This is a genomic window from Segatella hominis, from assembly GCF_004535825.1.
In the GTDB taxonomy this organism is placed as follows: Bacteria; Bacteroidota; Bacteroidia; order Bacteroidales; family Bacteroidaceae; genus Prevotella; species Prevotella hominis.
Map to the genome: position 1 here is coordinate 30,562 of NZ_SGVY01000008.1, position 25,181 is coordinate 55,742.

A 25,181-nucleotide genomic window follows, 5' to 3' on the forward strand; every position below is an offset into this window, starting at 1 on the left:
TTATCGTTCCTGCGCAACATGGTCGGGCAACTCTTCTGCCCAGACAACAGCGGTTACGCCGAAAAGCGGGTGCAAAGTTACGCTTTTTTCTTCTATCTCGCAAATTTTCAACCATTTTTCTTAGTTTTTTCCACAAATATTCGTATCTTTGTGTCATCATGTTTTAAATTTAGTAAGTATGAAGAAAAAAAATAGTGGTAAATGTTTGCTGGCAGCAGCTGCTATGTTGCTGATGGTCAGTCCTTCTGCTGCTCAAAAATACAAGGTGGCAAAGGTGGAACGTACTCGCATTCTCATCGATCAGCGGTGGGATGCTAAACCTGATGCTGAGGCTGCCCAGTTTATTGCTCCTTATAAAAATAAGGTGGATAGTATTATGGGGCCTGTTGTGGGTAGTATTGCCCACGATATGACTCGTCATCGCCCTGAAAGCGAACTCAGTAATCTGCTCTGTGATATCTTAGTTTGGGGTGGTCAGGCTTTCAATGAACAGCCGGTTTTCTCTGTCTATAACATGGGAGGTATCCGTAGTAACCTCGCTAAGGGTAAGATTACTGTGGGTGATGTCAATGATATGGCTCCGTTTGAAAACAAAATCTGCTTTTTGACGCTTACGGGTGATAAGGTCATAGAACTCTTCCAGCAGATAGCTCATCGTGGGGGAGAAGGTTTGAGTCATGCTGTCCGCCTTACTATTACAAAGGATGGCAAATTGAAGGAGGCTACTATCAACGGTCAGCCTGTTGACCCTTCTAAGTCTTATCGCATTGCTACGCTCGATTACCTGGCTGAAGGTAACGACCAGTTAGTGGCTTTCAAGAGTGGTACGGATGTTCTTTCACCTAAGCAGAAAGAAAATAACGTGCGCTATATTATCATGGATTATTTCCGTGAGATGCAGAAGCAAGGAAAGTGCGTGGAGTCTAAGATTGAAGGACGATGCATAGTTGAGTAATGAGAAAAATAAAAGTAGAAATGATGAAGCATACATTATTATATATAGGGATGGCTCTTGCATTTTTTGCAATGCAGCCAGATGCAGCTCAGGCCAAAACGAAAAAGCCGGCTAAAGTGGAGAAACAACTGGTGGTGCTCCATACGAATGATACGCATTCCTGTGTGATGCCTATCAATCCTAATCTCGCTGATACTGCGATGGCAAATCGTGGCGGTTTTCTCCGTCGTGTCGCTATGATTCAGGAGGAACGTAAGGCAAATCCAGACTTGCTGCTTTTTGATAGCGGTGACTTTTCGCAAGGTTCTCCTTATTATTCGCTCTTCAAGGGTGATGTGGAAGTTGGTCTGATGAACGAGATGAAATATGATGCGGCTACGATAGGTAATCATGAATTTGATTTCGGTATCGACAACATGGTGCGTATCTTTAAAATGGCGAAGTTTCCGATTGTTTGCAGTAACTACGATTTTACGGGCACTCCTCTTGCTGACATTGTGAAACCCTATGCCATCATCTATCGTAAAGGCGTGAAGATTGGCGTCTTCGGTCTCGGTCCTGAACTGAAGGGCTTAGTAACTGAAGCCAACTATGGTTCTATAAAATATGAAGACCCGATAGCTAAGGCTAATGAGATGGTGAATATTCTGAAAAAGCAGGAGAAGTGCGATGTTATCATCTGCATCTCTCATTTGGGTTGGGATATTGATGGTATTGATGATACTGAAATGGTGTCTGGTACCCGAGATATAGATCTTGTCTTAGGTGGTCATAGCCACAGCTTCTTCCAGACGCTGAAGTACAGAACAGATCTCGATGGCAAGCCAGTGCCTGTAGACCAGAACGGAAAGAGTGCCATCTGGGTTGGCAAAATGACATTGGATATTGTGAAAAATAAATAAAACTTATACAAAGAAAAAATACAAAAAGACTCCCCGAGCTTTTCGGGGAGTCTTTTTGTATTTTTTATATCATATCATGATATCTGTTATTCCTTGTTAGAAGAGGCATAGAGTCCGATGCAGGCACCGATGAAGCCACCGCTCTTCTGGGTGCTCAGGTTGCTGGCATCAACGCCTTTGGCGAGCAGCTGCCAGTCGCCACCTTCCTCTGCATAATAGAAATCATAATATCTGTCATGACCTTCTACCTTCAGCTTCAGTTTGCCTGCCTTGATAGGAGCTGAGGCGATAGTGGCGTTGTTCTTCTCGGCACGGGTCAGGGTAATCATCAGCTTGCCCTTCTTCATGGTCTTACCCAACACGAAGTTGTGGTCTTCCTTCTGGAGAAGTGCCAAACCTGCTATCTCCTTGTCGTTGCGAGGAGTGAAGTTGATTTCTGTCTCGGCAGAGAAGGTGCCGTGCTGCTGGCGTGCCCAGATGGCAGACATCGGTTCACGCTTGTAGATATTGCCTGGCAGCAGATTCATGTTCAGCTTGCCGTTTTCTACCTTATAGCAATCTGTAAAGTCGCGGAGGAACATCCAGCGTTGGTTCAAATCCTTCAGACCTACACCGTTGTCGGCTGCATCGAAGTTATCCACATAGCTGAAGTTGCCCGAGAATTCGTTCTTCCCGGCTGGCTTCAATCCTGCCTTTTCGCCTACCGTAGAAATAGGGGTGTTCTTGGCGAGAATCTCTGGCCATCCGTTTTTCCATGTTACCGGCAGGAGATAGGTGTCGCGACCTGTGTTGTACATATCTTCCTCGTAAGGGCGGCAAGCCAGGAACACTGCCCACCAGTTACCCTTTCCATCTTCTACGATGTCTGCATGACCAGCACTGGATACAGGGTCCTTGCGGTTAGGATCGAGTCCGGTACGCTGGGTAAGGATAGGGTTGTTTGGGCATTCCTCCCAAGGACCCATTGGGTTCTTGGCGCGGAGAATCACCTCGCTATGCCAACCGCCTGTACCACCTTCTGCACACATCAGATAATAGAATTTGCCCTTTTTGAAGAGGTGAGGACCCTCAATCCAGATAGGACGAGCTTCAACATGGGTTCCGCCACGGAGAATCTCCTTGAAGTCGCCCTTGATGCTGTCGCCCTTCACGTCGAATTCGAAGCAGCGGATAGCACGCTGACCCTCATAGTCGGCACCACCAACTACCGGACCGTTATGTACGATGTAGCCCTTGCCGTTGTCATCGAAGAAGAAGCTTGGGTCAATGCCGTCAATCTTCTTCAGATAGATAGGTTCGCTCCAACCCTTGGATGGGTCCTTGGACTTGACGAAGAAGTTTCCGGCTCCCACGTTGGTGGTGATCATATAGAAGGTCTTGTTCTTCTTGTTATAGCTGATGGCTGGTGCGAAGATGCCGGCTGATACTTGCTGTCCCTTCAGAGGCACCTGCGATTGGCGGGTGAGCACATGGCCGGCAGGAGTCCAGTTTACCAGATCCTTGCTGGTAGAGAGAGGCACACCTGGGAAGAAGGTGAAGGATGAGTTCACCAGATAATAGGTGTCACCTACGCGGCAGAGAGATGGGTCAGGATAGAAACCTGTCAATACTGGGTTGTAGTACTGATGAGTCTTGTCTATCGGGACATTGAATCGGGCATCATTGCCGGCATACTTGAAGTAGTCGAACTCTGCTGTCTGTGCCTGCGCTCCTGCAGCAAGCATCATCGAAAGCGATAAGATTGCTAATTTCTTCATTATGATTGTTGATTTTTAAAGATTATACAATAAGATAAAAAAATGCAGCGAAAAACCAAGAGGGTGATAAACCTTTGGATTTTCCGCTGCAAAGTTACTGCTTTCTTTATAATCTTTCTTTTTGAAATGTAACCAAAACTTTTCGCTATATTTCATAGACAGTTTGTTTTGTTACATATAATTTTTATCTATCCTTTTAGAAATGTTTCTACTCCTTCATGGCATTCATCATGTATTCTCTAGGAGAACAGCCGTAGAGGTTCTTGAACATGGTGCTGAAACTTGCGGAATTGGAGAAACCGCAAGCGTACATCACGTCGGTGATGCTCTGCTTGCCATCCTTCAGCAACTTGGCTGCCTGCTGCAGTCGAATGTTGCGGATGAAGCTGTGTGGAGTCTGGTTGGTCAGCTCCTTCATCTTGCGATGCAGGTGCACTCGGCTGATGCCCACCTTCTGGGCTATCATATCGACACTCAGGTCGGAATCGCCGATGTTCTCGTTAATCACCTCCATCACGCGCTGCATCAGTGCATCATCTGGAGTCTGAATCTTCCTTTGCTCCACCTTCTCCTCCTGACTCTCTTTGCCCGTAAATTTATTTTTCAGCGTGCGGCGCATGGTGAGCAGGTTGATGATGGTGCGGCGCAGGATGTCCATGTTGAATGGTTTCAGAATGTAGGCATCTGCTCCGGTCTGCAAACCTTCCAGCTGATCTTCTTCACGGCTCTTTGCCGTGAGCAGGATGATAGGCACATCATTGGTGTTGATGTTTGATTTCAGCTTGGCACAGAGGGTGGTACCATCCATTTCCGGCATCATGATGTCGCTGATGATGAGGTCAGGCTTATTCTTCAGAATCTCGTTGAGTGCCACCTTTCCGTTAGGATAGGTGCGTATATTGAAGTCGCTGGAGAGCTGGGCCTTCAGGTAATCCTGAATATCCTCTTCGTCTTCCACAATCACGATTTCAGCCTTGTTTCCCCTTGCTGAGGCTGGCAGATTGCCCTGCATATCCGTTGTGCCGGCTGCGCTTTCGGCTTTTTCGGCATTTTCCGTCTCCTTCACCTCCTGTTCCAGCTGTTTCACCTCGGCAAGTTCCAGGTTCTGCTCTTCCTTCACCTCTTCTTCGTCGATGAGTTCTTCGGGTTTCAGATGGTCCTTGCCCAGCGGAATGCGGATGATGAACTCGCTGCCGTGCTCAAACTTGCTTCCCTTCTCGCCCTCGTTGTTGCGGGCAGAGATGGAGCCGTAGTGCAGTTCCACGAGCGAGCGGGTGAGGTCGAGACCGATTCCCGTACCGACGTTGCGGTCGTTAGGGTCGGCAGGGGTCTGGTAGAAGCGCTGGAAGATGGTTTCCAGCTTGTCCTTCGGGATACCTATGCCGCTGTCCTTGATGCTGATGTAGGCATGGTGCTCGGTGTGGGTGAGCGAGAGGAGAATGTGGCCTGCCGTAGGGGTGAACTTGAAGGCGTTCGAAAGGGTGTTGATAATCACCTTGTCGAAGTTGTTCCGGTCTATCCATACGGGCAGTTCTTCGCTGTCGTGCTGGTATTCGAAGTCGATGTTCTTGGCCAGAGCCTGCTGCCTGAAGAGTTCGTATTCCTCGTTGATGAACGCCACCATGTCGGTCTGGCACATGCGCATCACCATCTGTCCCTTGTCTATCTTTCTCAGGTCCATCATCTGGTTGATGAGGTGGAGGATACGTTCCGAGTTCTTTCGGATAATCTCGTAGATGCCCTGTCGGTGAGGCTCCTTGTCTTCCTTGATGAGTGAGAGCAGCGGCGTGATGATGAGCGTGAGCGGCGTGCGGATTTCATGACTGCTGTTCATGAAGAACTTGATCTTCGCCTCGCCCATTTCTTCAGCGTGGATGTGCTGCTGCAGGATGAGCTGGTCTTCCATCTGGCGCTTGCGGTGGCGCAGGTAGAGCATGATGGCTGCTATGAGGAGCAGCAGATAGAAGAGCTTTGCCCAGATGCTGGCATACCAGGCTGGGTGAATGGTGATGGTGAATTCTTTCACCGGTGTTTCGTAGCCATTGCAGATGGCCTTGATGCGGTATTTGTAGCTGCCTGGAGCCATGTGCGAGAAGGCAAGTTCGTTCTGTCCGGCTGGCACGGTGCGCCAGGCATCGCCGTTGATGCTGTACACATAGCTTATCTGCTCCACATCATTATAGGTGAGGGTAGAGAGCTGCAGGGTAAAGGTGTTGTCTTCGTGAGAAAGCTGGAAATCACGGGAAAAGGTTGACCAGTTGTCCGTGATGGTATAGCTGCCCGACTTCATGCCCGGAGTCACCATCTTGTTGTTCAAGATGAACCCCGAGATAACTACCTTTGCCTGCCATGGGTGCTGTCTTACTTGGTCTGCCTGGAACCAGTTGAGTCCGCCCGAACCGCCCATCAGGATGGTTTTTCTATCCTGTGTGGTGCATACGGAAGCGTCGCTGAATTCGTTGCTCTGCAGTCCGCTTTCGGCATAGAACTTGGTGATTGTTCCGCTCTTGAGAGCCAGTTTGTTGAGTCCCTTAATGGTTCCTATCCATATATTGCCCTGGTAGTCCTCGGTAATGCTTGCCACGCTGTTGTCGGTGAGCCCGTTGGCTGTGGAATAATGTTTAGGCTCTATTCCCTTTCTGAAGTCGAAACAGAAGGCTCCATTCTCGGTGCCATACCATACGTGGTCTTTGCTATCTACAAACACGCAGTGCGAAAAACTGTTCTTGTTCAGGCAGTTGATGCCCTTGAAGGTGGAAACCCAGCTGTTTCGCTTGCGGTCGAGGCACGCCAGTCCCACAGAGGTGGCTATATACACGTGGTTGCCATCCTTTGATAAGGCCATCTTGGTGAGGTAATCGTTGGGCAGGCTGTTGACCTTGAGGTTGTTATCTGCACCATATTTAGCCTTGTAGTTCCTTCGGCTTCCGTCTTTCTGCAGGCAGAAGAGACCTTCGCCCATGGTGGCTATCCAGATGTTGCCCTGTGGGTCTTGTTTGATATCGAAGATGCCCACCGACTTGCTGATACCCAAATCAACAGGGTGGAAGCTTCCGGCTGCATCCATATAGCCCAGACCGTCGGTATAGGTTCCCACCCAGGTTCTGCCCTGCTGGTCCTTACAGAGGGTGAGCACGGTGCTTTGGTTTAGGAAATGCCCCTCTACGCTGCGGGTTGCTATATTAAATAGGTATAGGCCATCCTTGTCGGTACCCACCCACACCTGGTTGCCCTGGTTGATGCTGAGGCTGGTAACGCAGTTTTCGCCAATCACGTTGCGGTTGCCCAGGCGGAAGCCCATGTAGTTGAAGTCGTTCTGTATGTTGCTCTGCATGAACACGCCTTTCTGCAGCATGCTTACCCAGATGTTGCCCTGATTGTCTTCTATGATGCTGGTTACCTTGCTCTTGGCCAGGTTCACCAGTCGGCTGAAGAGAGGGTTATCCTGCAGGAATCCGGTCTGAGGGTCATATACATAGATGCCCAGTCCGTCGCAGCCGATATAGAGCTTGTTGTTGCGGCTGATATAGATGTTGTCGATGGGCAGGTTTCCGATGCTGCTGATTCGGGTAAAGGCGTTGCTTCCTGCCCTGAGCAGATATACGCCCTGGTTCTTGCTGGCGAGATAGATGTTGCCCAGGGCGTCCTGCTGGATATCCTGTGCGCCCACGCCTTCGGTACCGGCAAAGTGGGAGGTGACTCTACCGTTTGTTTCCTTGCGGTAGAGTTTTCCGTCTTCGGTGATGATCCAGAGTCTGCCCCGTTTATCTTCCAGGAGTTTGTGGATATATTTCAGTTTTTCCACCTCTCCCTTCATGGCATGGCATTTTTGTTCATCCTGCTTTTTGAGCATGATGCCATAACCGGATGTTGCCACGGCTACGTCTTTATTTTTTAGGGGATATACCTGCTTTACGTAGGTGGCGAGTTCTTTGCCTTTGGAATCGAGCATAGGGATTTTTAGGAATTCGCTTCCCGTAAATTCCAATAGAGAGTTGTTGGTACCTAACAGGATATGTTCTTTCTCGTCTTGAGCAAGGCTAATGATGTAGTTGCTGTTGAGACCTAAAAAATTTGACATATCCTTTTTTATAACGGTGATGTGGTAACCATCGTAGGTGTTCAAACCGTTGCGGGTGGCTATCCAGATGAATCCGCTCTTGTCCTGGAACACCTGCGTGGCGAGGTTGCTTGATAGTTGATTGTCTGTATTGAACAGCTTACCGCTCAGCCCCCATGACGGGAGGATAGAGAAAACTGATAGAATGAGTATCAGAATGATACTTTTCACGACTAACTGGTATTTTGTGTTCATTATAAGTTTAATCATTATTGGTTTATCATGCGAGCTTATTGTAAGCTTTTTCTGAGTGCAAAAATAGTGTTTTTTTTTGATTATTCAAGTAAAAACAAGATTTTTTTTACTTTGTGTGATGAAAAATGTTACATGTCGTAAAGTATTTGTTATATCCTGTAAGCGATTAGAAAAGAAATCGTTACTTGTAATAAAGTACATATTATATAATAGCAGTATCTTTGCAACTGAAAAAGAGTTTGTTTTTTAAATAGGTTAGGTTTAATAGGTTAGGTTTATTAATAGTTAGGTTTACTAATAGTTAGGTTTACTAACGTTTAGATTTATTTTGGTTTATAACATTTCAGATATCATGTTGCTATAGGCTCATGATTAATTGGTTTTCTAAGAATGGTGCGTAGTGATTACGCGCCATTCTATTTTACAAAATATGATAGAATCTAAAAACAATAACTATACTATATATGAAAAAGAAAATAATACTTGGCTTGGCGATGACCATGGTGTCATTGCTTGGCAATGCGGCTGACAATCTTCCTGGTCAGCAGGTAGTCAAGGGCTACAAGGGCATCGTGATTAAAGAATAAACAATTATAAATAAAAAACTGAACGAAATGAATAAATTATCTTTCGTGGCATCAATGCTGATGATGTGCCTCCCGATGACGATGATGGCACAGAAAAACGGGGCGAAGGCGCAGGATAAGCCCGACCCAAACTTTCAAATTTATCTCTGTTTCGGACAGTCGAACATGGAGGGTAATGCCGCCATCGAAGACATCGACCGAACAGGTGTGAATCCAAGATTCATGGCAATGTATGCCGTGGATAATGAAAAGGCTGGATGGAAAAAAGGACAGTGGCATACTGCCGTTCCTCCTCAGGCACGACCAGACACTGGCCTCACTCCTGTAGATTATTTCGGAAGAAAGATGGTGGATAACCTGCCAGACAGCATCAAGGTGGGAACCATCACCGTGGCTGTGGGCGGTGCCAGCATCGACCTCTTCGACAAGCGTACCTGCAAGGCATATCTGAAGAAGCAGCCCGACTGGATGAAGAACTTCGCTTCCCAGTATAACGGCAATCCATACGCCCGACTCATCGAGCTTGCCAAGATAGCCCAGAAGCAGGGTGTCATCAAGGGTATCCTCCTGCATCAGGGAGAAACCAACAATGGTGATGTCAACTGGCCCAACCGGGTGAAGACCGTGTATAACGATATTCTGAAAGAACTGCACCTGAAGGCTGAGGATGTGCCGCTGCTTGTGGGTGAGACTGTTCGGCAAGACCAGGGCGGAATCTGCTGGAAGCATATCGCCATTGTGGATGATATCGCCAAGACCATCCCTACTGCTCATGTCATCTCTTCCAAGGGTTGTCCGCAACGTGGCGACGGATTGCATTTCATTGCCGAAAGCTATCGCACCATGGGTAAGCGCTATGCCAACATGATGCTCTCGCTGCTCGGCATCATTCCGGATGCCAATTATCCGCGTGTGGACAAAGACCATCGTGCCTATGTCAAGCTACATGCACCGGAAGCAAAGCAGGTTATCTTCGACATCTGCGGAAAGAAGTATCCTATGAAGAAGGATTTCGACGGCGACTGGTATGGTGTTTCAGACCCATTGGTAGTAGGCTTCCACTATTATTTCCTGAATGTGGATGGTGTACAGGTAGTAGATCCTGCAAGCGAAACTTATTTCGGCTGCTGCCGAGAGGCGAGTGGGCTGGAGGTTCCTGAGGGAGCCGAAGGCAACTACTATCGTCCTCAGCAGGGAGTAGCACAGGGTCAGGTTCGTTCGGTATCTTACTATGCTGCATCTCAGGGCAAGTTCCGCAGAGCCATGGTTTATACGCCTGCAGAATATGAAACCAATCTGAGCAAGCGCTATCCAGTGCTCTATCTGCAGCACGGAATGGGCGAGGATGAGACGGGCTGGGAGCATCAGGGCTATATGCAGCACATCATGGACAACCTTATTGCCGAAGGCAAGGCTGAGCCGATGATTGTGGTGATGGAGAGCGGCGATGTAAAGCAGCCTTTCGTGCCACGTCCGGGCAAGGATGTGGATGAGGAGCGCAAGCTCTATGGCGCATCTTTCTACGATGTGATTATCAAGGATCTGATTCCGATGGTAGATAAGAAGTTCCGAACCTATACCGACAGAGAGCATCGTGCGATGGCTGGCTTGTCATGGGGCGGTTGCCAGACTTTCAACACCGTGTTGCCGAACTTGGATAAGTTCTCTGCCCTGGGAACCTTCAGCGGTGCACTTTTCGGTGTGGATGTCAAGACCTGCTTCAACGGTGTCTTTGCCGATGCAGAGAAGTTCAACAGTCAGATAAACTATATGTTCATGGGCTGCGGTTCAGAAGAGAACTTCGGCACGGAGAAGATGGCGAAGGAATTGAAGGACCTGGGCATCAAGCTTGATGTCTATGTTTCTCCTGGTACTCATCATGAGTGGCTTACCTGGCGCCGCTGCCTGAAGGAATTTGTGCCACATCTGTTCAAGTAACAAGACTGGAAATCAATAAGATAATATAAAAAGTTGTATCCCGAAACTGCCTGGCAGTTTCGGGATTTCTTTTTGTTACATTTCTAATATCTTTTGTATCTTTTTGCTTTTTTATTGTGTTTCGTAAAGTAATTGTAACATAAGAGAAAGTCATGTGACGAAATAAATCTTAATTTTGCAGCGTGCTTTACAAAAGAATGTTTTTACTGAACACGAACAATCATAAATTAAGAAAATTAACAATTTAATCTATTCTCTTATGAGGAACTTAAGAAAGATTGAAAAGCCGTTAGCGTTGCTATCCTTTCTCTGTTTATTCCCTGCAGGAATGTCGGCTCAGAGTATTGTAAAAGGAGTAGTTACAGATCTAAGTGGTGAACCTGTCATTGGTGCAACAGTGAAAGCTGCAGGTAGCAAGCTGGGTGTGGTTACTGATTTGGATGGTAAGTTTAGCATTGATGCTGCACCTGATGCAACATTGACTATTACCTATGTGGGTATGGAGACTAAGACCGTGAAAGCTCAGGCTGGTAAAACGCTTACCATTACCTTGAAGGATGATTCTAAAGTTCTGAATGATGTCGTTGTCATCGGTTATGGCGTTCAGAAGAAGAGCGACCTGACAGGTGCAGTTGCATCTATCAAGAGCGATGACATCAAGGGCTTGTCAGCTACCGATGCCGGTGCTGCCCTCCAGGGTAAGGCTGCCGGTGTACAGATTATCAACTCGGGTGGTCCGGGTGAGGCTGCCGATATCCGTATCCGTGGTTATTCTTCCAATAGTGGTAATATCGGTCCGTTGCTCATCGTCGATGGTCTGAAGGTGGATAACATCCAGTATCTGGATCCATCTATGATTGAAAGCATGGAGGTATTGAAGGATGCCGCTTCTGCTGCCATCTATGGTGCGCAGGCGGGTAATGGTGTCGTTATCATCACAACCAAGACGGGTGCTGCCAATGGCGGTAAGGCACAGATTTCTTATAGCAGCAAGTTCACTATCCAGTCGTTGGGAAAGAAGGCTGATATCTTTGATGCTCCTGAGTATATCGAGTATCACAAGTATTTGGGCGACTTGACCGATGATCTTCTGAAGAAGAACAACTATAATGGTCAGAACACCAACTGGTATGACGAGGTGTTTGAGAACAGTCTGGCTCATCAGCATAGCCTCACCATGCAGACAAGCAATGGCAAGGGCCGTTTCCTCGCCAGTCTGAATATCCTCAACAATGATGGTATCGTGAAGGGCAACAATGATACCTACAAGCGCTTCACCGGTCAGATCAATGCTGATTATGATATTTACAAGTGGTTGAACATTACTACCAATACATCTTTCGAAAAGTGGAAGATCAAGGGCGTGACCAAGGGTTATGGTTCATTGCTGAACTCTGTGGTTTCCATCGACCCATTAACTCCTGCTTATTATAGTAATGTCGATGATCTGGCTCCTGCCATGAAGGCGGCTCTCGAAGCAGGCAAGGCGGTGATGCGAGATCCTAACCATAACAATGACTACTATGCTACTTCAAAATATGTAGAGGAAGCAACAGGTAACCCATTGGCTCAGAAAGACCGTCATGACATCACCAATTCAGGTATCAATGTGCGTGGAACCGTGGCTGCCAATCTCAAGCCATTCAAGGGCTTTACCTTTACTTCCCGTCTGGGCTACCGCATTACCCAGAGCAATTACCACAAGTTTGAGGCGCCATACTATCTCAATACAATGGCCAACTCAACCAAGTACAGCATTGAGGCACGTTCCAACAACGGCTTATACTATCAGTGGGAGAACTTCGCCAACTATATGAATACATTCGGCAAGCATACAGTGGGTGCGATGGTAGGTATGTCGTTTACCAAGAATCATTGGGACAACAATACCATTTCTTCAGAAGGAGATAATATTCTTTCTGCCTATGAGTCCAACTTCCGCTACATCGACTACTTGCTGGCTGATGCCACCAAGAGCGTGGGCAATGCTCCGGGTGATGCTACCGAGCTTTCTTACTTCGGACGTTTGAGCTACAGCTACGACAACCGTTACTTCCTGCAGGTCAACTTCCGTCGTGATGCCTTCGATACATCCAAGCTTTCCAAGAAGGCTCGTTGGGGTAACTTCCCATCTTTCTCTGCAGGATGGTCTATCAGCAACGAGAAGTTCTTCAAGGATCATATCGACCGTGATGCCGTTTCCTTCCTGAAGCTCCGTGCATCATGGGGTCGCAATGGTAACGTCAATATCCTGAGCGGTTATCGATATTCTTCTCCTATTGCACTCAACCAGAGCTTCTATCAGTATAATCCGTCTATCGGTGATGGTAAGCTTACCTATGGTTCCAAGCCAACTGGTATTGCCAATCCAGACTTGACATGGGAGACATCTGAGCAGGTGGACTTGGGTCTTGATGCTCGTTTCCTTAACGACCGTCTTACCTTGGGTGTTGACTGGTATCGCAAGACTACCAAAGACCTCTTGATTGAGATTGCTCCTCTTCCAGAAATCGGTGTCAACAAGATTGTTGTGAATTCCGGTAAGGTTCTCAACTCAGGTCTTGATATCGAGTTGGGCTGGAGAGACAACATCAAGGACTTCAAGTATGGAGTTACCGTGAATGGTTCTACCTTGAAGAACGAGGTAAAGGAGGTTTCTGCTATGGTAAACCGTCTGACCGAGATAGGTATTGATGGATTCAACAACCAGTTGAAGCCAACCTTCGAGGCTGGTCACTCCGTATGGTATTTCCGTGGTTACAAGTATGCAGGTGTTGCAGAAGATGGCAGTGCCCTCTATTATGACAAGAATGGCAAAGTCACTCCAGCTCCAACCGATGAGGACAAGCAGGATTTGGGTGCAGGTATTCCTAAGTTTACCTATGGTATCACCATCAATCTGGCTTATAAGGGATTCGACTTCTCCGTATTCGGTACAGGTGCAGCAGGCAACAAGATTTACAACCTGATGGTATCTGCCGACCGCCCATTGATTAACGGTATCACCACCTATTGGGAGAATTCATGGAGAGAAGACCGTACCAATGCCAAGTATCCTGATATGAAGAAGGTTGCTACCGACTGGAAGTTCTTCAGCTCTGATGCAGCTATCTTCAGTGGTTCCTACTTCAAGTTCAAGCAGATTCAGCTGGGTTACACCTTGCCAAAGCTCATTACAAGCAAGATTGGCTTGAGCGACCTCCGTGTTTACTGCTCATTGGATGATTTCTTCACCATCACCAACTATCCTGGTGCCGACCCTGAGACTGCTTCCATGAACAGTGGTGCATCCCGTGGTTTCGATAATGGTACCTATCCAACTTCCAAGAAGATGGTATTCGGTATCAATGTAACATTCTAACCTTTTAAAACGAAAAGAAATGAAGAAAATATTATTTTCAACCATACTGACACTCGCTGCAGCAGGCACCATGACACTCACCACATCTTGTGAGGATCAGTTGGATATCGAGCAGAAGGGTGTTATCTTATCAGAGAATTTCTATAAGACTGATGCTGATGCCGAGGCAGCCCTGGTTGCAGCTTACGAGGGATTCATGTGTAATGTAGTGGGACGTAATCACGATGGTGGTGGTCCTGGCATCTACACTCCTTATAAGATTATCACCAATATGTGTGGTGATGATGTGCTCTATGCCAGTGGTAACTATGGCGACCACGAGTTCAGCGGTATGCTCAATGAGTTCCGTTACGATGCTGAGGCAGAGGTGCCTAAGTTTATGTACACCGGTCTTTATCACTCGGTATATACCTGTAATCTCGTTACTGATCATTTCCAAAAAGCAGCTGATACTCCAGTCAAGAAACGCTGCGTAGCTGAGGCTCGTGTTCTTCGTGCCTTCGACTACTTCCTGCTGGCTAATCTCTGGGATAATCCTCCGTTCGTAGATCACGTATTGGAAAGAACTGATCTTCCTTATAACTGCAACAACAAGAATCTTGAGCACCCTATGGACCACAAGCAGCTCATTGAGTGGGTGGCTAAGGAGTGCGAGGAGGCTGCTGCCGACCTCGACGAGCGCAAGGGCACCGATGATAAGGATGGTGCAGTCAAGGTGACCAAGGGCTTTGCATGGGCTCTGGCTGGTAAGGCTTACCTCTTCGCCGCTGAATATGATAAGGCTAAGACAGCTCTCAAGAAGGTAATCGACTCAGGCAAGTATGCGCTTGTTCCTGGCGACCGCTATATGGACAACTTCCATATTGAGGGCGATGGCAATGAGGAGAAGGTCTTCGAAATCAACTTCGAGTACAATGCTGGTAAGGGATCATGGGATGGTATGATTCAGCGTTCCAGCTGGATGGAATCTAATGCCTGGAACTGGCGTGCCGCCAGCTTCGTCCAGTCACCACAGAGAGTTTATAGTGGTATTGATGGCTGGGGTGGTCTTGGCGTTCCTCAGTGGTTTGGTGATGAATTCCATGCCAATGATGGTGATTCCTATCGCTTCAAAGCTACTTTGAAGCATATTGATGATGCTGTCTATAAGATGGAATATGCTGACCCTGCATTGAATGCAATGTCGGTAGAAGAGAAGATGAAGAGCAAAAAGGTGGGTATCAACGACCCAGTACAGGGACTCTACGACAACTCATTCTGGTTGGCTTTCAAGCAGGTAATGAGAAAGGCTGATACTGAAGGCGGCAAATATGGAGACGGCAATATTCGTCTGAACAACTATGTTGTGATGCGTTATGCTGAGGTATTGCTCAATTATGCGGAAGCTTGTCTTCAGACAGGCGATCAGGACGAAGCTACGAGATATATCAATATGATTCAGGAGCGCGCCGGTTCAAGGACCATCAGCCAAACCGTAAATATGGATGTGCTGAAGAAGGAGAAGTCTTACGAGCTCTGGCTGGAAGGCTGCCGCTGGTTCGACGTGATGCGTTGGAAGGATACCAAGGCTATCGAGCGCCTGAAGAATGTAGGCTCTGACTGTCCTCATCTATTCGATAAGTTGTTCCGTAAACCTAAGTCTGGTGACCGCAAGGTTACCTGGGAAAATGGTACAGAGGCCAACAGCCGTTTCTATACCGTATCTACCAGTGCTGCCAAGGATGCCGGTTTCAACGTAGGTTTCAAGAAGGGCAAGCATGAGTTCTTCCCTTATCCACAGACCGTGATGGATAAGAATCCTAACCTGGAGCAGAATCCTGGTTGGTAATCATGAAGTTGTTTTGTAAATAAAACGTTTTAAGTTTAAAGAACTATAGATTGTTTGACAATTAAGGGGGTGTTTTGAAAAGAAGCACCCCCTTTTTTCTTCTTTAAAGGAATTTGCGTATGAAAACATGGATGTGTGCCCAGCTTTGGCGCATCGAGCAGCTTACCGATGGCACCTATCGCATCATGCCAAAGGCTGTGCCAGGCACAGAAGAGAAACTGGCATTGGTTTCACTCAGCGATTGTACCCCAGGTCTGGCTCCTTTCGATTTCAACAGCGATAATTCTAAATGGAATTTTAGGCAACAATAAATCCATGATGAATCCCAATTTAATATACTAATAGCTTAATAGTAATTGCAATGAACATGAATGTTATATACGCAGCTTTGATGTTTGTGGTAACTATGTCCTCCGGCAATGCCTCAGCGCAGCAGTTGCCTGATTTCAAGGATTACAGCATGAAGGGCAGAACCTATCGTTATATGAACGATGCGCTCTTCCCATTCGGATATGGTTTAAGCTACACTTCTTTCTGTATGGGTGACGCTACACTTTCCAACTCTATCCTGAAGAAGGGTGAAAAGATTACCTTGAAGGTGCCTGTAAGTAATGTTGGCAAGAAAGATGGTACCGAGATTGTGCAGGTGTATGTGAAGGATCCAACTGATGCTGATGGACCATTGAAGACTTTGAAGGCTTTCGAGAGAGTGGAGGTGAAGGCAGGAAAGACTGCTGAGGCTGTCATTACGCTGGATAGCAGAAACTTCGAACTCTTCGATGCTGCAACCAATACCGTCCGTGCCAAGGCTGGAAAGTATGAGGTTTATTACGGCAGCAGTTCGGCTGATAAGGATTTGAAGAAACTGGATGTTTCTATTGAATATTAAGTAACTTGAGGAAATCCGTCTTTAGTTAGGAGAGGTTATCTTATCCACGGACATTTTCCCCTGAGTCCAAGTGTATCAATCACCAATAGAGTTGGTGTAGTAAGATAAACTTAATAAGGTTTTTGAAACATTCGATAAAGTCATTATGATTATTTTTTCGTAATTTTGCAGCATTAAACGAAAAAACAATCATAATGATGAATACAACGAAAATCTTGGCTCTCAGAAAGCCGTTACTGATAAGTGCATGGCTGCTTGCCATGCAGGGTGCTGCCTATGCACAGAACCCAATCGTACAAACACAGCTAACTACCGACCCGGCACCTCTGGTTGTCGGAGACCGTCTCTATGTATATACCGGTCATGATGAAGATAAGGCTGACTTCTTCTGGATGAACGAATGGCGTGTGTATTCCACCAAGGATATGGTGAACTGGACAGACCATGGTTCTCCGCTCGACCTCAGTTCTTTTTCCTGGGCAGACGACCGTGCCTGGGCAGCACAGACTATCGAACGTAATGGTAAGTATTACTGGTATATCTGTGCGCACTCTAAACTGACGGGCGGAATGGCTATCGGCGTAGCTGTGGCAGATTCTCCTACCGGTCCGTTCAAGGATGCGCTGGGAAAGCCGCTTTTCGATAATGGAAGTTGGGACAATATCGACCCAACGGTTTGGATGGACGAGGATGGTCAGGCTTATCTCTATTGGGGTAATCCGCATCTTTACTATGCCAAACTGAATGAAGATATGATCAGCTTCAAGGGTGGTATAGATGCTAAGGCTGCTGTTGATAAAAAGCGTGAAGTGGGCAGAATCGTGATGACTGAGGAGGGATTCGGCTCGCCTGACGTGGAGAAGCGTGATTCTACCCGAAAATATAAAGATTGCTACACAGAGGGACCTTGGTTCATGAAGCGTGGCAAGAACTATTATATGCTCTATGCTGCAGGTGGAGTGCCTGAGCATATCGCTTATTCCATGAGCAAGAAGCCTTTCGGTCCCTGGAAATATATGGGCGAAATCATGCCATTGGAAGATACGGGTTCCTTTACTAACCATTGCGGTGTGACCGACTTCAAGGGCAAGTCTTATTTCTTCTATCATACGGGTAAACTGGGTGGTGGTTTCGGACGCAGTGTGGCTGTGGAAGAATTCAAATATAATGCCGATGGTACCTTCCCAATCATCCATCATACCCAGGAAGGAGTGGCTCCTATCGCAACCCTCAATCCTTACAAGCGTCAGGAGGCTGAAACCATCGCTTTCTCTAAGGGAGTGAAGTCGGAGCAGACCGATGATACGGGTGTTTATATCTCAGAAATCCATACAGGTGATTATATCAAGGTGCGCGAGGTGGATTTCGGAAATGAAAGTCCGGATGCATTTGCCATCTCTGCTGCGTGCTCGTCGCTCGGCGGTTCGCTGGAGGTTCATCTCGATAAGGAAGATGGCGAACTGATAGCTAAACTTGATGTTACCAAGACTGGTGGCTGGGAAAAGTGGAAGACTTTCTCGGCACAAATGCTGAAGAAAGTGACAGGAAAGCATGATATATACTTCGTGTTCAAGGGATTGAAGGGAAGCAAACTCTTCAATTTCGACTGGTGGAAGTTTGAGAAGAATTTCGCCAATCCTGTGGTTTGGGCTGATGTGCCTGATGTGGATGTAATCCGTGTGGGTGACAGCTTCTATATGGTAAGCACCACCATGCATCTGATGCCGGGTGCGCCTATCATGAAATCGAAGGATCTGGTGAACTGGGAAACCGTGAACTATATCTTCCCTAAACTTACCGATTCACCTAAGTATGACATGAAGGAGGGTACGGTGTATGGTCGTGGTCAGTGGGCTACTTCGCTGCAATATCATTGTGGCAAGTTCTATGCGCTCTTTGCTCCGAACGATAATCCCGGTGGAGAAACTTATATCTGCATCGCCGATGATATCGAGGGCAAATGGACTATCCACAGCCGTTTGCAGCATTTCCATGATGCCGCTCTCTTCTTCGATGACGACGACAAGGCATATGTGGTTTATGGAACGGGAGAGATGGTGCAGCTGAATGCCGACCTGACAGATGTGGTGCCGGGCAGCCATCGTAAACTCTTTGATCGTGATGCTGATGAAACGGGTTTGCTCGAAGGCTCCCGCATGATTAAGCACAACGGCAAGTATTATCTCCTGATGATTTCGTGGCCACAGGGACATCCTCGTCGTGAGGTTTGTTATCGTGCAGATCACATTCAGGGCCCTTATGAAAAAAAGGTGATTCTGGAAACGGAGTTTGCCGGATTCAACGGCGTGGGACAAGGTACGATTGTAGATGATAAGGATGGCAACTGGTATGGCATCGTATTCCAAGACCGTGGTGGTGTGGGCAGAGTGCTCACGCTGGAGCCATGTACCTGGAAGGACGGATGGCCAATGCTGACAGATGAGAAGGGCAATATTCCTGCCGAGATGCAGAAGCCTGTGCTGGGCTATGACGGCAAGGGACTCGTGTATAGCGATGATTTCTCGAAGGATAAACTGGAACTGCAGTGGCAGTGGAACCACAATCCTGTGGATAATGCCTGGTCGCTCACCGAGCGCAAGGGCTGGCTCCGCCTGAAGACTTCCCGCGTCGTTCCAAACATCTTCCTGGCTCCCAATACCATCAGTACCCGTACCGAAGGACCAACCTGCGAGGGATTCATCAAGATGGATGTGAGCAAGATGAAAGATGGCGATGTGGCTGGCTTGTCAGCCTTCCAGGGTGATGCAGCCCTGCTTTCTATCGTAAAGGAAGGCAAGAAACTCTTTGTGGTAGGTACCAAGGAGAGTGTGGCTCTGACGGATAAGGAGAAGGCGGTGACCGATGTGAAGCGTGAGGAGGTGTATCGCCAGCCTTTGAATCTGAAGCAGGATAAGGCAACGAAATCAAGCATCATCTATCTGAAGATGAGTTGCGATTTCCGTCTTCATCAGGATCTTGCCACCTTATTATATAGTATAGACGGCAAAACCTGGGTTCCTGCCATCAAGGATTTCAAGATGCAGTATGATTATCGCCGCCTTTTCATGGGTACCCGTATCGCCATCTACAATTATGCCACAAAGGCTGCTGGTGGATATGTGGATGTGGATAGTTTTGAATATTCGAAAGAAAAGCTGAAGTAGGCGAAGGTTTGTTCTACCATGTGAGGTGTATTGCCTCTTCGTTCATATTAAATAATGTCATAAAATCACATTTATTGCCATAAAAGTATCATTTTGTCCACCTCTGGTTGGATAATTATTCGTACTTTTGTGGCAATATTTTTTATAATAATCTTTTAGACCTATAAATGAGAATGAAGAAATTATTATTTGCAACCTGTTGCATCGCTCTTTTAGGCGGTTCTTTGGAAGCGTCAGCGCAGAAAAAATCTGCAGCCAAGAATGTTCTGATACAGACTTTGGAGAGGAAGTCTTGGTCGGCTGATAATGGGAATGGTACCTTTACCAACCCTTTGTTTTATGATGAGTTTTCTGACCCTGATATTATCAGAGTGGGGGAGGATTACTATCTGGCGGGTACCACGATGCACAGTGTTCCGGGATTGGTAGTTCTCCATTCCAAGGATCTCGTAAATTGGGAATTCTCTTCTTATTGCTTCGACCGATTCGATGATTCAGATGATTTCAATCTCCGCAATGGCAAGGAGGCTTACGGACAGGGTATCTGGGCGCCTGCCATCCGCTATCACAACGGAAAGTTCTATATCTTCTCCAATATCAACGGGCATGGATTGCAGGTGTATATTTCGGATAGTGCCAAGGGTCCTTGGACGCATCATAAAGTTAATGGCGATATCTACGACCTCTCTGTGCTCTTCGATGAGGATGGTAAGATTTATGCCGTGCACAAGTATGGAAACGTGACCGTTACGGAGTTGAAGCCCGATTTGAGCGGTCCGGTAGAGGGAAGCAGCAAGGTGGTGATTCCGGAAGGCAATGCGATGGGAGAGGGACATCATGTGTATAAAATCAACGGCATGTACTACATCCTCTCTGCCGATTACTCCCCGATGGGGCGCATGCAGTGTGCCCGAAGCAGGAGTATCTGGGGGCCTTACGAAACCTGTGTGATCAGCGAACGCGAATCGTATGGTTATGCTGCTGGATGGAGCGTAGGTAACATGGGTATCGGTAGGCCGCTTCCAGAAGATGGATATCAATTTAAGAACAACAGACCGAATGGGGTGAACCTGGGGTGTGCTACCATTCATCAGGGGGGCATCCTCCAGGCTCCTGATGGCAAATGGTGGGGCGTATCGATGCTGGATTTCAATGCCGTGGGCAGAACGGTATGCCTTTCGCCTGTCACATGGGTGGATGGCTGGCCTTACTTCGGATTGGAGAAGAACCTGGGTCGCTCGCCTCGCACCTGGTTCAAGCCGAATGATGTGGTGAAGACACCTCAGGCACCATACGAAAGATGTGATGATTTCTCTGGCAAGACCTTCAAGCCGGTTTGGCAATGGAATCATAATCCGAACGACAAGATGTGGTCGCTGAACAAGGAGCGAAAGGGATGGCTCCGTTTGCATTCAATGCCTGCCAAGCAGCTGCTCTGGGCAAAGAATTCGTTGACGCAACGTGCCATCGGTCCTGTTTCTTATACATCTGTCAAGCTGGATGCATCCCGACTGAAGATGGGGGATGAGGCAGGACTCGGTGCTATGAATACGCCATACGCTTCATTGGGCATGATGAAGACGGAAAAGGGATTAAGCCTGAGATGCTACGACCAGAATACCAACAAGGAGGTGCTGAAGCCGATTGCCAAGAACAAGGTGGTATGGTTGCGCCTTTGGGGTGATTATGATAAGAGTCTGCTGCAATATTCCTACTCTCTTGATGGAAAGACTTGGGAGAATGTCGGAGAGCAGATGCTTTCTCCTTATCAGTTGAAGACCTTCCAGGGTGTGCGTGTAGCGCTGTATGCCTTTAACAAGGCGGGAGTGAACGGCGGCGTGGCTGATTTTGATGACTTCAAGGTGGAGGAACCGATGGCTGACAGGACTGCTAATCTGCCTATCGGAAAGACCATCCGACTCTTTAATCTTGCTGATGGTAACCTGATGAATGCTACCAGTCATGGACTGATGCACAGCTCCAGGAATAAAAAGGAGATGAGCAATGGCGTGAAATTCATCATCGAAGACCGTGGACAGGGCAAGATTGCACTGAAAACTGCAGATGGACGATATATATATATCGCAGGTGCTGGCTTGTCGGGCGATGTGCGTCTTACTTCTGATGCCTCTCATGCAGAGGAGTTTGTATGGCAGGATATGCTTTACAACCGCTGTATGCTTCTATCACTGAAGACCCAGCGGTATATAGGCAAGCATCCTACCGACGGAAGTCCTTATTCTGCTGATTTCCAGGGCGCTGATGCCGGTATGAAGAATGGCTGTGTCTTCTCTTGGGAAGTGGTAGAGTAGGCTACTCGAAATAGAATGTCAGTGCTATCATTTTACTATGGGCTTCCTTGGCTGCCAAAGTATATGGTAGCATACTTTTATCTTTCACGTTCTTCACATGATCTTTATCGTATATATTCATGAGTCCATACATGAATTTCAATTCAGGTCGCAGTTTGAAGAATGGAAGATAAAAGTCGCAACCAAGTCCAAGTTCAAGAAAAATATCTGTTTTCTTTAATTGGATGTAGTCGCTTTTATTACCGCTGAGGTTCATCATCGGATTGATACCAGCCATGATATAAGGGCGATGATTGTTGAATCTTGGAGCAGAGAAGATGATGTCGAAGGCAGAGGAGATGTATGCCGTCTTCAGTTCTTGCTTTTTATCTTCCTGTTTTACGTTTCCGTCTTCATTGGCGTCTTGCATGATATTATGAAACGTAAGGTGTCTTGTTCCAAAATACATGGCAGGAGCTATTCTAAATTGGAAATGGGTGCTCAATCTAAATTCTCCTAATACTCCGACCGTAAATCCAGGATCCCATCTGTCCTGGTCGATAGTAACGTTGGAGTTGACTTCCGCTCCATTCTCATCTGTATAGGTGACAGGTCCGGCGTTGATGAATTCCAGGTCTTGCAGGTGAGTACCCACCATCACTCCAAAATGAAATGGGCGCAGGTCTGTATAAGGACGATTCTCTACCGTCCTTTCCTGGGCTAATGCTATTGTGGCAATAAGCCCCATCATGATGCTAAGTATTATTCTTCTCATATACTTTTATAACGTTATTCTTTTCATCTTATTGTGTATAAGTTTATTTCGACTACGTATAAATTATAAAAAAAGTAGTACCTAATTGTAGGTAGTATGAAAAATATTTCCTATCTTTGCATCATTAATTGTTGGTATCCCCAACATGGCAGGCGAAAATCGTCTGTTGCATATGATGCTTAAAAACATTATTAACATTATAAAACATTATTATTATGGCTTACGTAATTGGTGACGATTGTATCGCATGCGGTACATGTATTGACGAGTGTCCATCAGGTGCTATTTCTGAGGGCGACAAGTATTCTATCAACCCAGATCTCTGCACTGAGTGCGGTACTTGTGCTGATGTTTGTCCTAACGAGGCAATCAGTCTTCCTTAATTTTTAAGGATGATACTTTAGTTACATAAAACTTGAGAGCGGCTCTATGAGTCGCTCTTTTTTTTATTCCTCTCATTGTTGTCACACTTGCAATAGTTAGAGGATAGTTTATTCTATTTTCGATCAAATTTAATGATAAAAATCATTCTTTTTAGTGACTGAAAATATCCCATTTTAATGTTGCGTTTTATAGGGGTCTAATGATGCGCTTTCTTAGGTGCTAATGATGCGCTTTCTTAGGTGCTAATGATGCGCTTTCTTAGATGCTAATGATGCGCATCGTTAGGGTACGATGATTCGCATCAGGTTTTTCTTGCTGATTTTCTCAGACGCAAAAGTGCTTTTACCCAGGCACAAAAGTGCCCTTCCTTAGGCACTTTATAAACTTGGTGACATATGAACCGGAATATGTATTTTTGCAGAAAAAGTAATAGTTGAGCGTAAATAATAAGAGAAATATTTGGCAAATTGCTTTTTAAGTCGTACTTTTGTAGGCAAGTATCAATTAGAAATATCATATGAATATAACGTCGATAACTTTCAATAATTTCCGTTGCTTCGGAGAATATCACTTGCAGTTCAAACCAGCAGTAAACTTACTGTTTGGCGTGAATGGTTGTGGTAAGACTTCTATCCTGCGTGGTCTAAAGATAGCAATGAGCTCATTTTTCTCAGGTTTTTCCGATAGTAACACTCGTTTTATTGGAATCTCTAATGATGACTTTATGAGCGAGGTGCGTGATGGGGTAGAGTCTTTAGAACGACAAGTGAACATATCCTACGATTTAGCAGAGTTTAAAAATATGATTCTGAGCCGAACAGGCAAGAAAAACCGTACAGCAATTTCTGGTATCAAGCCTTTGCGTGATTATACTCATTCGTTATATCACGATCTTTCAACAGAAGATGATGGGAGCATAGCCCTACCACTTTTCGCAGCTTTCTCAACAGAAGACATTCACAGTAGCCGCAAGTTAGATCGTTCTATCTTCTGTAAATATTACCAGCCTCGTTCGTTCGGCTATTACGAATGTTTGCAGGGGGATGGATTCTTTGATTATTGGATGCATCGATTGCTCATCCTGCAAGAAGGACAGAAGTCGCTTAGCGAAATTGAAGTTGTGCAATGCTCAATAGGAGAAGCTTTGGGGGAAAGTGGTTGCAATATTATCAGAAATGTGTCTATACGTCCATTGCAGAAGACAGTCTATTTCCATTTTATCGATGGCAGAGAAATAGACTCACGAAATTTGAGTGATGGTTACAAGAGACTTGTGAATATTGTGACGGACTTGTCTGTACGTTGTTATATTCTGAATGGCAAAAAATACGGAATGGATTGTTGTCATGAGACGCAGGGAGTAGTGCTGATAGACGAAGTGGATTTGCATCTGCATCCTGAATTACAATTGGTAGTTTTGCAATCCCTTCATCGAACTTTCCCTAAAATTCAGTTCATAGTTTCTTCTCATGCTCCAATGGTGTTGTCGAGTGTAGAGACTAATGATGATAATGAAGTGGTTCATCTGCAATATCAGAATGGTAATTATACAGCTGAGCCAATTGTGACTTATGGTATGGATGCCTCTACGATTCTAGAGACTTATATGGGCAAACGCTCCCGTCTATTATCCTTTTAATGGCATTGTCGTTTATTTTCTTAAGAAGAAATTGGCAACGCTGAGCAAGAAAGGAGCGTAAGATTTTTTTTATATTTCAACAGTTTTCCATCCAGTTAAGGCAAACATGGAATCGTAGAAGGAAGAGCATCTGTTGGCACGAATATAAAAATGCCTGCAATGAGCCTCTACCATATCTACGATTTCCTCCGAGCATGAGCCGCAATCCATACGAGCACGAGAAATATGTATTTCCGAAGCCTCCAACCGATTGAAGGTTTTTTCTAAAGTCTCTTTTTGGTTGAAGCGCACGTTTGTGTTGCCGTCTCTATTTTCAATACCAACAATCATGTCGTTAATGACAGCTACACCTGGACTATAGCCCAAGAACTTCTTGTTGCTCAGGTGCTTATAAAA

14 protein-coding genes and 2 pseudogenes are annotated in these 25,181 nt (G+C 46.3%); 12 read left to right on the forward strand and 4 right to left on the reverse strand.

The genetic code is table 11. The features are described 5' to 3' along the window. Positions 1 to 178: 178 nt before the first annotated feature. Together EXN75_RS04615 and EXN75_RS04620 are read left to right on the forward strand one after the other, a co-directional pair. Positions 179 to 955, forward strand: coding sequence for a 5'-nucleotidase C-terminal domain-containing protein (locus EXN75_RS04615; protein WP_408005921.1), 777 nt, complete (start codon positions 179 to 181; stop codon positions 953 to 955). Positions 956 to 1,026: 71 nt separating this feature from the next. Next, positions 1,027 to 1,857, forward strand: a complete 831-nt coding sequence (locus EXN75_RS04620; RefSeq protein ID WP_246031291.1) for a bifunctional metallophosphatase/5'-nucleotidase — start codon at positions 1,027 to 1,029, stop codon at positions 1,855 to 1,857. Positions 1,858 to 1,943: 86 nt separating this feature from the next. Here the strand turns inward: EXN75_RS04620 and EXN75_RS04625 are convergent, their stop codons facing one another. Further along, positions 1,944 to 3,614 carry a glycoside hydrolase family 43 protein gene (locus EXN75_RS04625; protein ID WP_134842944.1) on the reverse strand — a complete coding sequence of 557 codons (1,671 nt, stop codon included), beginning with the start codon at positions 3,612 to 3,614 and terminating at the stop codon, positions 1,944 to 1,946. A 208-nt stretch (positions 3,615 to 3,822) separates the two neighbouring features. Next, the gene (locus EXN75_RS04630) at positions 3,823 to 7,944 is read right to left on the reverse strand and encodes a hybrid sensor histidine kinase/response regulator transcription factor (protein ID WP_134842945.1); all 4,122 of its coding nucleotides are present in this window, start codon (positions 7,942 to 7,944) and stop codon (positions 3,823 to 3,825) included. Positions 7,945 to 8,393: 449 nt separating this feature from the next. On the opposite strand from EXN75_RS04630, the gene EXN75_RS18470 reads away from it, so the two are divergent. From EXN75_RS18470 to EXN75_RS04665, 8 genes and pseudogenes are all read left to right on the forward strand, one after another. Then, complete coding sequence (locus EXN75_RS18470; protein ID WP_262302227.1) at positions 8,394 to 8,516, forward strand: hypothetical protein; 123 nt, start codon at positions 8,394 to 8,396, stop codon at positions 8,514 to 8,516. A 63-nt stretch (positions 8,517 to 8,579) separates the two neighbouring features. Continuing rightward, on the forward strand, positions 8,580 to 10,454 hold the full coding sequence (locus EXN75_RS04635) for a sialate O-acetylesterase (RefSeq protein WP_134842975.1): 1,875 nt from the start codon (positions 8,580 to 8,582) through the stop codon (positions 10,452 to 10,454). 259 nt (positions 10,455 to 10,713) lie between these two features. Further along, a complete protein-coding gene (locus tag EXN75_RS04640) occupies positions 10,714 to 13,815 on the forward strand; it encodes a SusC/RagA family TonB-linked outer membrane protein (RefSeq protein ID WP_246031288.1) in 3,102 nt (1,033 codons plus the stop codon). A gap of 19 nt (positions 13,816 to 13,834) precedes the next feature. Continuing rightward, positions 13,835 to 15,643, forward strand: a complete 1,809-nt coding sequence (locus tag EXN75_RS04645) for a RagB/SusD family nutrient uptake outer membrane protein (protein WP_134842946.1) — start codon at positions 13,835 to 13,837, stop codon at positions 15,641 to 15,643. A 140-nt stretch (positions 15,644 to 15,783) separates the two neighbouring features. After that, positions 15,784 to 15,954, forward strand: a pseudogene (locus EXN75_RS04650) (family 43 glycosylhydrolase); the annotation flags it as partial. Between the two features lie 56 nt (positions 15,955 to 16,010). After that, positions 16,011 to 16,532: a fibronectin type III-like domain-contianing protein gene (locus EXN75_RS04655; RefSeq protein WP_246031289.1), complete on the forward strand. Its 522-nt coding sequence runs from the start codon at positions 16,011 to 16,013 to the stop codon at positions 16,530 to 16,532. 194 nt (positions 16,533 to 16,726) lie between these two features. Then, positions 16,727 to 19,696, forward strand: a complete 2,970-nt coding sequence (locus EXN75_RS04660) for a family 43 glycosylhydrolase (RefSeq protein ID WP_408005924.1) — start codon at positions 16,727 to 16,729, stop codon at positions 19,694 to 19,696. Between the two features lie 173 nt (positions 19,697 to 19,869). After that, positions 19,870 to 22,008, forward strand: a complete 2,139-nt coding sequence (locus tag EXN75_RS04665; protein ID WP_134842947.1) for a family 43 glycosylhydrolase — start codon at positions 19,870 to 19,872, stop codon at positions 22,006 to 22,008. A 1-nt stretch (position 22,009) separates the two neighbouring features. Here the strand turns inward: EXN75_RS04665 and porT are convergent, their stop codons facing one another. After that, positions 22,010 to 22,762 (reverse strand): type IX secretion/gliding motility protein PorT/SprT, encoded by a 753-nt coding sequence (porT, locus tag EXN75_RS04670; RefSeq protein ID WP_118116628.1) that lies wholly within the window; start codon positions 22,760 to 22,762, stop codon positions 22,010 to 22,012. Positions 22,763 to 22,977: 215 nt separating this feature from the next. On the opposite strand from porT, the gene EXN75_RS04675 reads away from it, so the two are divergent. Together EXN75_RS04675 and EXN75_RS04680 are read left to right on the forward strand one after the other, a co-directional pair. Beyond that, complete coding sequence (locus EXN75_RS04675; protein ID WP_022120089.1) at positions 22,978 to 23,145, forward strand: 4Fe-4S binding protein; 168 nt, start codon at positions 22,978 to 22,980, stop codon at positions 23,143 to 23,145. 518 nt (positions 23,146 to 23,663) lie between these two features. After that, on the forward strand, positions 23,664 to 24,785 hold the full coding sequence (locus tag EXN75_RS04680; protein ID WP_134842948.1) for an AAA family ATPase: 1,122 nt from the start codon (positions 23,664 to 23,666) through the stop codon (positions 24,783 to 24,785). A 72-nt stretch (positions 24,786 to 24,857) separates the two neighbouring features. Here EXN75_RS04680 and EXN75_RS04685 read toward each other — a convergent pair. Further along, a pseudogene (locus EXN75_RS04685) lies at positions 24,858 to 25,160 on the reverse strand (IS1380 family transposase); the annotation flags it as partial. Between the last annotated feature and the right edge of the window lie 21 nt (positions 25,161 to 25,181).